Here is an 11725-nt window from a genome sequence, read left to right on the forward strand (position 1 = left end):
AACCCGAATTGTGCAATGAGCATGTCCTTGAGCGCTTAGAGCTGCGTCAGTAGTTCGCTCCTCAGGTAATCCAACAGGTAGCCGTACAGCCGATCCACCTCCGGGGCCTGGCCCTTTGCGCGTAGACAGCCGTGGACCAGGCCTTTGCCCGGATACAACCGCGCAGGCACACCGGCCTGTTGCAGGCGCTCGGCGTACAGCATGCCGTCGTCGCGCAGCGGGTCGAATTGGGCTACTGCGATCAAGGCCTTGGGCAAACCACTGAAATCCTCGGCCAGCAGCGGCATAGCATAGGGCGATGGTTTAGCCAAACCACGCAGGTAGAGCGCCAGGTAGTAGTCGGTGTCGGCAGTGCTGAGCAGCGGCGCGTCCATGCAGTCACGGCGCGAGGGCAAATCAGCCGGGCCGCCCAGTCCGGGGTAAATAAGGACCTGGGCCCGCGGCATAGGCTGGCCATCATCGCGCAACCCCAGGCACAACGCCGCCGCCAGGTTGCCGCCCGCACTGTCACCGACCACTGCCAGGCGTTGCCGATCGATGGCGTGTGGCGCCTGCCCTTTCTGGATCGCCTGCCACACTGCGCGGCAATCGTCGTAGGCGGCCGGGAATGGGTGCTCGGGCGCCAGGCGGTAGTCGATGGCGATCACCAGCACCCGGAGGGCATTGGCCAGCTCGAAGCAGATGAAGTCGTGGGAATCCAGGCCGCCGACCACCCAGCCACCGCCGTGTATATAGAGGAGACATGGCCAGCCGTCGGCGGGTGGCGGTGTGGGGGGCAGATAACTGCGCACGTCCACGCCGGCCAGGGTGAAGTCCGTGAGCTGCAAGCCTTCCGGTTTCGGCGGGGTGAATGCCTGGCACATGCGTTCGTAACTTTGGCGCAGGCTCGCCAGGGAAGAGTCGGCGCTGGTGAAAGACTCGGTTTTTTCAACGAACGCGACAAGTTGCGGGGATATCGGGTACATACGCAATGATCTCTGGCGCGGCAGGTTCAAGGTCGGAGGTTTCCGATTGCGATGGATCAGTCACTTGATAGGTGGCCCGGCATGGCGCTATCGGGGCAGTCGTATCTACACATCTTCGGTGAAAGCATAACCTGAGGTAATGAAGCCCTTGTGGTGAGCGGGGGCTGCACTTGGCTTAGGGTTTGAGGTAGGCCTGGAGCGACGTCAAGCCATCGCTGCCATCAAATGCTGTAACCCCGGCCAACCAGCGCTGCAAATCCTCGGGGTGGTCGCGCAGCCATTGCCTGGCCACGTCCTGCGGTGACTGGCGCTCCATGATCGGCACCATGAGCTGGCTTTCCTGGGCCGCGGTGAAGGTCAGGTTCTCGAGCAATCGGTTAGCGTTGGGGCAGCGTTCGGCGAAGTCCGGCGCGGTCACGGTGGAGACCGTGGCGCGCCCTTCGTCAGGACCGAACACGTCTTCGCTGCCAGTGAGATAGGCCATTTTCATATTGATGTTCATGGGGTGCGGGGTCCACCCGACGAATACCACGAACTCCTTGCGGTTCACCGCGCGCTGCACCGCCGCCAACATGCCAGCCTCACCGGAAGCCACCAGCTTGAAGCCGCCCAGGCCGAAGTGGTTGGTGTCGATCATTTTCTGGATATCGGTATTGGCGCCGCTGCCGGGCTCGATGCCGTAGATCTTGCCGCCCAGCTTGTCCTTGAAGCGGGCGATGTCGGCAAAGGTCTTCAGCCCGGCGTCAGCCACGTATTGCGGCACGGCCAGGGTGGCCTGGGCGTCGGCGAGGCTGGGTTTATCAAAGACTTTGACCTGCCTGGCGGCCAGAAACGGCGCGATGTTGTTGTCCATCGCCGGCTTCCAATAGCCGAGGAACACGTCCAGGCGTTTATCGCGGATACCGGCAAAGATGATCTGCTGCACGGCGCTGGTCTGCTTGCTGTCATAGCCCAGGCCGCTGAGCAGCACGTCGGCCATGCCCGAGGTGGCGACCACATCGGTCCAACTGACCACGCCCATGCGAATGGATTTGCAGGAGGCCGGTTCGGCGGCCATGGCTTGGGCACTGAGGAGTGCGGCGCCGGTGAGGGTCAACAGGTAACGGTTGAACAGTCTTTTCATGAAAGAGGTCTCACTCGGCAGCTTTTATTATGGGAAGTGGCGTCTGGTGCGCCATAACCACAACCTTACCGAGCGAGACCTCTCCCAACACGACCTGTGGCGACTGTGAGTTGCACAGGGGCGACCGTTCGTCACTCGTAGCGCTTGCGCCCCCACGCCAGCAAGCCTTCCAGCAGCTGCTTCAACACCACCTGCGTCGGCTCGGCCAGATCCGGGCGATAGCGGAACGGCTCGAACTCTTCCATATACGTGCTCTGGCACAATTCCAGCTGCACCGCATGGATATCCTGCGACGGATTGCCGTAATGGCGGGTGATATGGCCGCCCTTGAAGCGCCCGTTCAATACATGGGTGTACTGAGGATGGGTGGCACAAATGGCCTCGAGCTGGCTGGCCAGTTCCGGATCACAGGCGGCGCCGTTGAAGGTGCCCAGGTTGAAATCCGGCAGTTTGCCGTCGAACAGGTGCGGGATCACCGAGCGGATCGAGTGCGCATCGAACAGCAACGCATAACCGAACTCGGCCTTGAGCCGCGCCAGTTCCTCTTGCAGCGCGCGGTGATACGGGCCCCAGATCTTTTGCAGGTAACTGGCGCGCTCTGTCTCGCTCGGCTCCAGACCTTCGCGGAACAACGGCACGCCATCGAACAGGGTCGCCGGGTACAGGCCCGTGGTGGCACCGGCGTACAGCGGCTTGTCGTCCGAGGGCCGGTTCAGGTCAATGACAAACCGCGAGTACTCCGCCGACAGGGTGCTGGCACCCAGCGCTTCGGCGAAGTCATACAGCGTGGGGATGTGCCAATCGGTGTCCGGCAGGCTTTGCGCTTCGGGGATCAACCCGGCTTCCACCGCAGGCGTCAGGCGCAGGCCGGCGTGGGGCATGCTGATCAGCAGCGGCACACGGCCTTGTTTGAAGTTCAGAACCTTATCCACAGCAGTGCTCCTTATAGGGTGACGTCGACGCCGTGGCGCACGACGCGTTTATCCAGCTCACCGCCCAGCCAATAGGCGAGGTCGGCGGGGCGATCAATCTGCCAGGCGACAAAGTCGGCGACCTTGCCCACTTCCAGGGACCCATGGGTGTCGCCCATGCCCAGGGCGGTGGCCGCATGTTGTGTGACACCGGCCAGGGCTTCTTCCGGGGTCATACGGAACAGGGTGCAGGCCATGTTCAGCATCAGGCGCACCGACAACGCCGGCGAGGTGCCGGGGTTGAGGTCACTGGCGATGGCGATCTTCACGCCGTGCCTGCGCAGGGCGTCCATCGGCGGCAGCCGGGTTTCGCGCAGGAAGTAGAACGCCCCCGGCAGCAACACGGCGACGGTGCCGGCAGCGGCCATGGCGATGGCGTCTTCTTCGGTCATGAATTCCAGGTGATCCGCCGACAGCGCGTGGTAACGCGCCGCCAGGCTGGAGCCGTGCAGCGACGACAGCTGCTCGGCATGCAGTTTCACCGGCAGGCCGAGTTGCTGGGCGACCTTGAACACCCGCTCCACCTGCTCGGTGGAAAACGCCAGGTATTCGCAGAACGCATCCACCGCGTCCACCAACCCCTGCGCCGCCAAGGCCGGCAGCATTTCATTGCAGATGTGCTCGATGTAATCGTCGGCGCGGTCCTTGTACTCCGGCGGCAATGCATGGGCCGCCAGGCACGTGGCACGCACGCTGACCGGCAGCGCTTCGCCCAGGCGCCGAGCCACACGCAACATCTTGCGCTCGTTGGCCAGGTCCAGGCCGTAGCCGGACTTGATCTCCACCGTGGTCACGCCATCGCGCAGCAGGCTGCGCAGGCGCTTATGGGCGCTGGCGAAGAGTTCATCCTCCGTGGCGGCGCGGGTGGCGCGCACGGTGCTGGCAATACCGCCGCCCTTGGCCGCGATGTCGGCATAGCTCACGCCCTCGAGGCGCTGCTCGAATTCGCCGCTGCGATTGCCGCCAAACACCGCGTGGGTGTGGCAGTCGATCAGCCCGGGGGTGACCCACGCGCCTTGCAGATCATGCACCTGGGCGTAATCCGCCGTCGGTACTTCGCTGCGCGGACCGATCCACTCGATGAGCGAACCGGCGGTGACCAGGGCGGCATCCTCGATGATCGAGTATTTGCCCTGGGCCATGGTTGCGACGTGGCAGTGTTGCCAAAGGGTTTTCATCAACGCCTCCCTAAGTTATCGATGAGACAAGGCCGGGTCGTAATGGACCTTGGCCGCTTGCCCGGCGGCGGGCTTGACCCACAGCAGATAGGCAACGACCAGCAACACGATCCACACCGCACCGACCAGCAAGGCCGCCTGGGTGTCCGGGAAGTAACCGAGCACGCCAAACACAAACAGCATGAACACGATGGCCGCAGCCGGCGCGTAGGGCCAGAACGGCACCGGGAATTTCAATTCGGCGACCTGCTCTTTCGTCATCGAGCGGCGCATGGCGACCTGGGTGAACAGGATCATCAGCCACACCCATACGGTGGCGAAGGTGGCAATCGACGCGATCAGCAGGAACACGTTTTCCGGGATCAGGTAGTTGAGCAGCACACCGCCGAGCAAGGCGGCGCCCATCACCACCACCGTCATCCACGGTACGCCTTGCCTGGACAACCGGGCAAAGCCCTTGGGCGCCTGCCCTTGCTGCGCCAGGCCGTACATCATGCGGCCGGCACCGAAGATGTCGCTGTTGATAGCCGACACGGCCGCCGAAATCACCACGATATTGAGGAGGGTCGCCGCCGAGCCTATCCCGAGGTTGCTGAAGATCTGCACGAACGGACTGCCTTGGCTGCCGATCTGCGGCCATGGGTAGATGGCCATCAAGACAAACAACGTCAGCACGTAGAACAACAGGATGCGCAGCGGCACGGCGTTGATCGCCTTGGGGATCACGCGCTGCGGATCCTTGGCTTCACCGGCGGTGATGCCGATGATCTCGATGCCGCCAAACGCGAACATCACCACTGCAAACGAGGCGATCAGCCCACCAATGCCGTTGGGCATGAAGCCGCCGTGGGCCCACAGGTTGCTCAGGCCGCTGGCCTGGGTTTCGCCGGCCGAGTGGATGCCGAACAGCATGATGCCGAAACCGCCGAGGATCATCGCCACGATGGCGCCGACCTTGAGCAGCGACAGCCAGAACTCCATCTCGCCAAAGACCTTGACGTTGCACAGGTTCAGGCCGCCGATCAAAAACACGATGCCGAGCACCCAGACCCAGCGTGCGACCTCGGGAAACCAGAAGCCCATGTAGATGCCGAAGGCGGTGACGTCGGCGAGACAGACGATGATCATTTCAAAGGCGTAGGTCCAGCCCAGGATAAAACCGGCCAACGGGCCCAGGTAGGTGCTGGCGTATTGGCCGAAGGAGCCGGAGACCGGGTTGTGCACGGCCATTTCACCGAGGGCGCGCATCACCATGAACACTGCGGCGCCGCCGATCAGGTAGGCCAGCAGCACGGCGGGGCCAGCCATCTGGATGGCCGAGGCGGCCCCGTAGAACAGCCCGGTGCCGATCGCGGAACCGAGGGCCATGAAGCGAATATGTCGGGCGCTCAGCCCGCGTTTCAAACCCTTTTCTTGCTGGTGCATTTCTCGTCCCTAATTATTTTTATCCTGAGAAAGTTGTTTGTGGTGAGCGAGCTTGCTCGCGCTCGAGTGCGAAGCGCTCGCGGCCTTTTTTGGGGCTGCTGCGCAGCCCGGCGCGAGCAAGCTCGCTCACCACAGAGAGCCATGCCGTTCTCTGAACCGCTTACAGGCTCGGCAGCAACGTGGCCGGCACCAGCTCATTCAGGCAGCGGCTGGCGAGCAGTTCGCTGGCGGCGATGATGTCCGGGGCGAAGAAGCGGTCCTTGTCGTAGAACGTCACTTTGTCGCGCAGGATGCCACGGGCTTTTTCCAGCTTCGGCGAGGTTTTCAGGCCTTCGCGCAGGTCCAGGCCCTGGCACGCGGCCAGCCATTCCACGGCGAGGATGCCGCGGGTGTTCTCGGCCATTTCCCACAGGCGCTTGCCGGCAGCCGGGGCCATCGACACGTGGTCTTCCTGGTTGGCGGACGTCGGGATGCTGTCGACGCTATGGGGATGAGCCAATGCCTTGTTCTCACTGGCGAGGGCGGCGGCGGTCACCTGGGCGATCATGAAACCGGAGTTCACCCCACCATTGCCCACCAGGAACGGCGGCAGTTGCGACATGTGCTTGTCCATCATCAGCGAGATGCGACGCTCGCTCAGGGAGCCGATTTCGGCGATGGCCAGGGCCATGTTGTCAGCGGCCATGGCCACCGGTTCGGCGTGGAAGTTGCCACCGGAGATCACGTCACCCTCAGCGGCAAATACCAACGGGTTATCGGACACGGCGTTGGCTTCGACCACCAGTACCTCGGCCGCCTGGCGCAACTGGGTCAGGCAGGCGCCCATGACTTGTGGCTGGCAGCGCAGGGAGTACGGGTCCTGCACCTTGTCGCAGTTCTGGTGCGACTGCGACACCTGGCTGCTCTCACCGAGCAGGTCACGGTAGGCCGCCGCCGAATCGATCTGCCCACGTTGACCGCGAGCCGCATGAATACGGGCGTCGAACGGCGAGCGCGAACCCAGCACCGCTTCCACGGTAAGGCCGCCGCACGCCAGGGCGCCGGCGAACAGGTCTTCGCCCTCGAACAGGCCACGCAAGGCGTAGGCGGTGGACACCTGGGTGCCGTTGAGCAGCGCCAGGCCTTCCTTGGCGGCGAGGGTCAGCGGCGTCAGGCCGGCGACTTTCAGCGCGTCGGTGGCTTCCAGCCATTCGCCCTTGTAGCGCGCCTTGCCTTCGCCCAGCAGCACCAGGGACATGTGCGCCAACGGCGCCAGGTCACCGGAAGCACCAACGGAGCCTTTCAGAGGAATATGCGGGTACACCTCGGCATTGATCAGCGCAATCAGCGCGTCGATCACCTGCCGGCGAATCCCGGAGAATCCACGGCTGAGGCTGTTGACCTTGAGCACCATGACCAGCCGCACCAGCGCATCGCTGATCGGCTCACCGACGCCGGCGGCGTGGGACAACACCAGGGAACGCTGGAGGTTTTCCAGGTCTTCGCTGGCGATGCGGGTCGAGGCCAGCAGGCCGAAACCAGTGTTGATGCCATAGGCGGTGCGGTTCTCGGCGAGAATCTGTTCCACGCAGGCCACACTGGCTTCGATCTGGGCCGAGGCACTGTCATCCAGACTGAGGGTTACCGGCTGCTGGTAGATGGCCCGCAGTTGGGCGAGGCTCAGTTGGCCTGGAATCAGGTTTAGCGCAGTCACATTCATACTCCTTGTGAATTATTCTTTTGAAATAAGTATTCAGTACAGATTCGGTAATGCGGTGTCCTTGAGCACCTTGGCGGCGGCCGCAATATCCGGCGCCAGCCAACGGTCCTGCTCATAGGCCGGCACCACTTCACGCAACAGGCGCCAGGCGCGATCGGTGCCCGCGCCGAAGCGCTGGTCTTTCAGGAATTCGAAGGCCTGGGCCGCCAGCAGGTACTCGATGGCGAGGATCTGGGTGACGTTGGCCACTACCTGGTGCAGCTTGAGCGCGGCGTTGGTGCCCATGCTCAGGTGGTCTTCCTGCAGCCCCGAGGTGACGAAGTTGTCCAGCACCGCCGGTTGCGCCAATTGGCGGTTCTGTCCGCACAGCGAGGCGGCGACGTACTGCACGATCATCATCCCGGAGTTGACCCCTGGGTTGCTCACCAGGAACGCCGGCAGGCCGCTGACGTGGGGGTTGATCAGGCGGTCGAGGCGGCGCTCGGCCACCGAGCCGATTTCGGCCAGGGCAATCGCCAGCAGGTCGGCCGCCAGGGCGACGGACTGGCCGTGGGGGTTGGCCTGGGACACCACGCGGTAGTGGTCCGGCGTGCCGAGCACCAGCGGGTTGTCGGTGGCGCTGTTGAGTTCGGTCTCGATCTGACGAGTGGCGTGTTCCACCTGGTCGCGCGCCGCGCCGTGGATCTGCGGGATCGAGCGCAGGCTCAGGGCGTCCTGGGTGCGGATGCCTTTGCTGCTCGCAATCACTTCACTGCCATCGAGCAACGCACGCAGGTTGCGGCCGACATGCTGCATGCCCGGGTGCGGCTTGAGGGCGATGATTTCTTCGTCAAAGGCGTCGATCTGGCCGCGTTGTGCCTCGAAGCTCATGGCGCCGATCACGTCGGCCCATTGCAGCAAGTGATGGGCGTCGGCCAGGGCCAGGCAGCTCAGGCCGGTCATGCACGGCGTGCCGTTGACCAGGCACAGGCCGTCCTTGGCGCCGAGGACCACCGGCTGCAAACCTTCTTCGTCCAGGGCCTGTTGCGCCGGGACGATCCGGCCGCGATAGCTCACATTTCCGACACCCAGCAGCGCCACGCCGACATGGGCCATATGGGTCAGGTAACCCACCGAGCCCTGGGACGGTACTTGTGGCGTGATGCCGTGGTTGAGCAGCGCCAGCAGCGAATGCACCACCTGCGGATGCAGGCCGGATTTGCCGTGGCTGTAGTTGATGACCGCCGCGCAGATGATCGCGCGGGTCTGCTCGTCGCTGAGGACCGGGCCGACGCCACAGGCGTGACTCAACAGGGTATTGCGCGACAGCTGGCTCAGTTGCTCGCCTTTAAGCGACACGTTGCACAATGCGCCCAACCCGGTGTTCACGCCGTAGGCGCGTTCGCCGCTGGTAACGATGCGCTGCACGATGGCCTGGGCATTGTCGATACGCGCCCAGGCCTGGCCCGAGAGTTCGAGCACCGCACCGTGACGGGCCACGGCGACCACGTCCTGCCAGCGCAGGGGGGTGTCGGCGATGATGATTTTTGCTGCCTGGGACATTGTTGACCTCTTCATATTCTCTACAGCTTTGCCGGCCTCACCACAGAACCTGGGTCAGACCACCGCCGCACGCCGCTGGACAAACCGATCCACATACTCATCCGCCGGCGAATGCAGGATCTCCCGCGGCGTGCCGACCTGGATCAGCCGGCCGTCTTTGAGAATCGCGATGCGGTTGCCGATACGCACGGCCTCGTCGAGGTCGTGGGTGATGAACACGATGGTCTTGTGCAGGGTCTTTTGCAGCTCGAGCAACTGGTCCTGCATCTCGGCGCGGATCAGCGGGTCGAGGGCGCTGAAGGCTTCGTCCATCAGGATGATGTCGGTGTCAGCGGCCAGGGCGCGGGCCAGGCCGACACGCTGGCGCATGCCGCCGGAGAGCTGGTGCGGGTACTTGTTTTCGTAGCCCTTGAGGCCCACGGTTTCGATCCAGTGCAGCGCGCGTTCAGCGCAGACCTGCTTGGTTTCGCCACGCACCTTGAGGCCGTAGGCGACGTTGTCGAGCACGCTCTTGTGGGGCAGCAGGCCGAAGCTCTGGAACACCATGCTGATCTTGTGCCGACGGAATTGGCGCAGGGCGTCCATGTCCAGTTGCAGGATGTCTTCGCCGTCCACCAGGATCGCGCCGCTGGTGGGGTCGATCAGGCGGTTGAAGTGGCGCACCAGCGTGGATTTGCCCGAGCCCGACAGGCCCATGATCACGAAGATCTCACCGGTGCCGATGCTCAGGGACAAATCGTTCACGCCGACCACGCAGCCGGTCTCGGCCAGCACCTGGTCCTTGGTCTTGCCCTGGCCAACCATCGCCAGCGCCTCCTTGGAGCGGGCGCCGAAGATCTTGAAGACGTTTTTAACTTCGATTTTGCTGACAGTAGTCATTTGCTCGCCTCATGCCGTGGACGACCATAGGCCTGGGTAATGCGGTCGATGACCACGGCGAGAATCACGATCGCCAGCCCGGCTTCGAGGCCACGGCCGACGTTGAGGGTCTGGATGCCGACCAGGACGTCTTCACCCAAGCCACGGGCGCCGATCATCGAGGCGATCACTACCATCGACAACGCCATCATGGTGGTCTGGTTGATACCGGCCATGATGCTCGGCAGCGCCAGCGGCAATTGCACGCCGAACAGCTGTTGCCAGCGGTTGGCACCAAAGGCGTTGATGGCTTCCATGACTTCGCCGTCGACCTGGCGAATCCCCAGGTCGGTCAAGCGAATCAGCGGCGGTGCGGCATAGATCACCGTGGCGAAAATCGCCGGCACCTTGCCCAGGCCGAACAGCATCAGCACCGGGATCAGGTACACGAAGCTGGGCATGGTCTGCATGATGTCGAGCAGCGGCATCAGCACCGAACGCAGGCGATTGCTGCGCGCCGACAGGATGCCCAGCGGGATGCCGATCAACACCGAGATCACCGTGGCAACCATCATCAGCGCCAGGGTCTGCATCAGCTTGTCCCACAGGCCGACCGCGCCCACCAGGAACAGCAAACCAACGATCACCGCCGTGGTCAGCACCTTGCGGGTGGCATGCCAGGCAACGGCGCCGACGATGGCCAGCATCAGCCACCAGGGGGCGGCGCGCAGCAGCCCTTCCAGGTTGACGATGGCCCACAGCAGGGTGTCGGAGATGTGCCGGAACACATCGCCGTAGTTGGTGACCAGTGAATCCACCCAACCATTGACCCAGTCGGCGATGGAAAACGTAAAACTCTCAGGAAACATAGCGTGCTCTCGATCCAGTGGGTTGTGGCCAGGCGCCCGGCTACCCATGAGGGTAGCCGTGCACACTTGACCTACAAGGCCGCGTCGATTTTCTTGGCTGCCTCGTCGCTCACCCAGGCGTGCCAGACTTCAGGATGTTCCTTGAGGAAAATTTTCGCCAGTTTCGGCGACTCAATGCGCTCCTTGGCCATGCGCCCCAGGTTCTGGTTCAGCAGGTCGATGGGCAAGTTGACTTTTTCCAGCACGGCCACCAGTTCCGGGGCTTGTTCGTGGAAGGTCTTGGACAGGCCGACCTTGATGCTCACGGTCTTATCCACACCGGGTTTTTCTTCCAGCTTGACCAGGTCGACCTGGCCCATCAGCGGGGTTGGCGACCAGTAGTAGAACAGGATCGGCTCGCCACGCTTGTAGCTCGACAGCACCGCCGCATCCAGCGCCGGGCCGGTGCCTGGGCGGAAGTTGGTGTAGGTGCTTTCCAGGCCGTAGCTCTTGAGCATTTCGCTGTTGTCCAGCTCGCAGGTCCAGCCGGCCGGGCAGTTGTAGAAACGGCCCTTGGACGGTTCTTCCTGGTCCTTGAACACCGCGGCGTACTTGGCCAGGTCGGCGATGTTTTTCAGGTCCGGCGCCTTGGCTTCCAGCTTGCGCTTGGCGTCGCCTTCGATCACGTAGCGCGGTACGTACCAGCCTTCGACGGCGCCCACCACCGGGGCACCGACACCGACGACTTTGCCGGCCTTCTCGGCCTTGTTCCAGACTTCGCTGCGGCCGACCCATTCTTCGGCAAACACTTGGATGTCGTTGCTGCTCAGGGCGTTTTCCATGGTGATGGAGTTGCCTGGCAAGCTGTCGGTTTTGCAGTCGTAGCCTTTTTCCAGCACGGTTTGCAGGATGTCGGTGAGCAACATGCCGCTTTCCCAGTTCAGGCCGGCGAATTTCACCGGTTTGCCGGATTCACACCAACCGGCCGCCTGGGCGCCAGCAGTGGCCAGCAAGCCCGCGGAAAACACGGTGGCCAACAGGGTCTTATGCATTTTCATTGTTGTGACGCTCCCAAATCTTGAAATGGATTACGGCAGTCAGTAGGCATCCTGCCCT

10 protein-coding genes are annotated in these 11725 nt (G+C 63.2%); all 10 read right to left on the reverse strand.

The window, feature by feature from the left end; translation table 11 throughout:
• Nucleotides 1-35: 35 nt before the first annotated feature.
• Nucleotides 36-965, reverse strand: a complete 930-nt coding sequence (locus tag PspCFBP13509_RS05095) for an alpha/beta hydrolase (RefSeq protein WP_065946671.1) — start codon at nucleotides 963-965, stop codon at nucleotides 36-38.
• 175 nt (nucleotides 966-1140) lie between these two features.
• Entirely contained in the window at nucleotides 1141-2088 is a 948-nt protein-coding gene (locus tag PspCFBP13509_RS05100) for a choline ABC transporter substrate-binding protein (protein WP_137211648.1), read from the reverse strand.
• 131 nt (nucleotides 2089-2219) lie between these two features.
• Nucleotides 2220-3020, reverse strand: a complete 801-nt coding sequence (gene hutG / locus PspCFBP13509_RS05105) for an N-formylglutamate deformylase (protein ID WP_137211649.1) — start codon at nucleotides 3018-3020, stop codon at nucleotides 2220-2222.
• An 11-nt stretch (nucleotides 3021-3031) separates the two neighbouring features.
• On the reverse strand, nucleotides 3032-4237 hold the full coding sequence (hutI, locus tag PspCFBP13509_RS05110) for an imidazolonepropionase (protein WP_065925739.1): 1206 nt from the start codon (nucleotides 4235-4237) through the stop codon (nucleotides 3032-3034).
• 15 nt (nucleotides 4238-4252) lie between these two features.
• On the reverse strand, nucleotides 4253-5662 hold the full coding sequence (locus tag PspCFBP13509_RS05115) for an amino acid permease (RefSeq protein ID WP_137211650.1): 1410 nt from the start codon (nucleotides 5660-5662) through the stop codon (nucleotides 4253-4255).
• A gap of 160 nt (nucleotides 5663-5822) precedes the next feature.
• On the reverse strand, nucleotides 5823-7361 hold the full coding sequence (hutH, locus tag PspCFBP13509_RS05120; protein WP_137211651.1) for a histidine ammonia-lyase: 1539 nt from the start codon (nucleotides 7359-7361) through the stop codon (nucleotides 5823-5825).
• A 33-nt stretch (nucleotides 7362-7394) separates the two neighbouring features.
• Entirely contained in the window at nucleotides 7395-8903 is a 1509-nt protein-coding gene (gene hutH / locus PspCFBP13509_RS05125; protein ID WP_074848466.1) for a histidine ammonia-lyase, read from the reverse strand.
• 54 nt (nucleotides 8904-8957) lie between these two features.
• Nucleotides 8958-9782, reverse strand: a complete 825-nt coding sequence (locus PspCFBP13509_RS05130; RefSeq protein ID WP_051429333.1) for a quaternary amine ABC transporter ATP-binding protein — start codon at nucleotides 9780-9782, stop codon at nucleotides 8958-8960.
• Nucleotides 9779-10630, reverse strand: coding sequence for an ABC transporter permease (locus tag PspCFBP13509_RS05135; protein WP_027605053.1), 852 nt, complete (start codon nucleotides 10628-10630; stop codon nucleotides 9779-9781). The genes PspCFBP13509_RS05130 and PspCFBP13509_RS05135 overlap by 4 nt, the downstream gene beginning before the upstream one ends.
• Nucleotides 10631-10701: 71 nt before the next feature.
• Entirely contained in the window at nucleotides 10702-11667 is a 966-nt protein-coding gene (locus PspCFBP13509_RS05140; RefSeq protein ID WP_027605054.1) for an ABC transporter substrate-binding protein, read from the reverse strand.
• Nucleotides 11668-11725 lie beyond the last annotated feature (58 nt).

Source organism: Pseudomonas sp. CFBP13509 (assembly GCF_005233485.1).
Classification (GTDB): Bacteria; Pseudomonadota; Gammaproteobacteria; order Pseudomonadales; family Pseudomonadaceae; genus Aquipseudomonas; species Aquipseudomonas marginalis.

Excerpts from the sequence above, each read along its gene's own strand:
- PspCFBP13509_RS05095 (WP_065946671.1), bottom strand. The coding sequence starts at position 965 with ATGTACCCGATATCCCCGCAACTTGTCGCGTTCGTTGAAAAAACCGAG.
- PspCFBP13509_RS05100 (WP_137211648.1), bottom strand. The coding sequence starts at position 2,088 with ATGAAAAGACTGTTCAACCGTTACCTGTTGACCCTCACCGGCGCCGCA.
- hutI (WP_065925739.1), bottom strand. The coding sequence starts at position 4,237 with ATGAAAACCCTTTGGCAACACTGCCACGTCGCAACCATGGCCCAGGGC.
- PspCFBP13509_RS05115 (WP_137211650.1), bottom strand. The coding sequence starts at position 5,662 with ATGCACCAGCAAGAAAAGGGTTTGAAACGCGGGCTGAGCGCCCGACAT.
- hutH (WP_137211651.1), bottom strand. The coding sequence starts at position 7,361 with ATGAATGTGACTGCGCTAAACCTGATTCCAGGCCAACTGAGCCTCGCC.
- hutH (WP_074848466.1), bottom strand. The coding sequence starts at position 8,903 with ATGTCCCAGGCAGCAAAAATCATCATCGCCGACACCCCCCTGCGCTGG.
- PspCFBP13509_RS05130 (WP_051429333.1), bottom strand. The coding sequence starts at position 9,782 with ATGACTACTGTCAGCAAAATCGAAGTTAAAAACGTCTTCAAGATCTTC.
- PspCFBP13509_RS05135 (WP_027605053.1), bottom strand. The coding sequence starts at position 10,630 with ATGTTTCCTGAGAGTTTTACGTTTTCCATCGCCGACTGGGTCAATGGT.
- PspCFBP13509_RS05140 (WP_027605054.1), bottom strand. The coding sequence starts at position 11,667 with ATGAAAATGCATAAGACCCTGTTGGCCACCGTGTTTTCCGCGGGCTTG.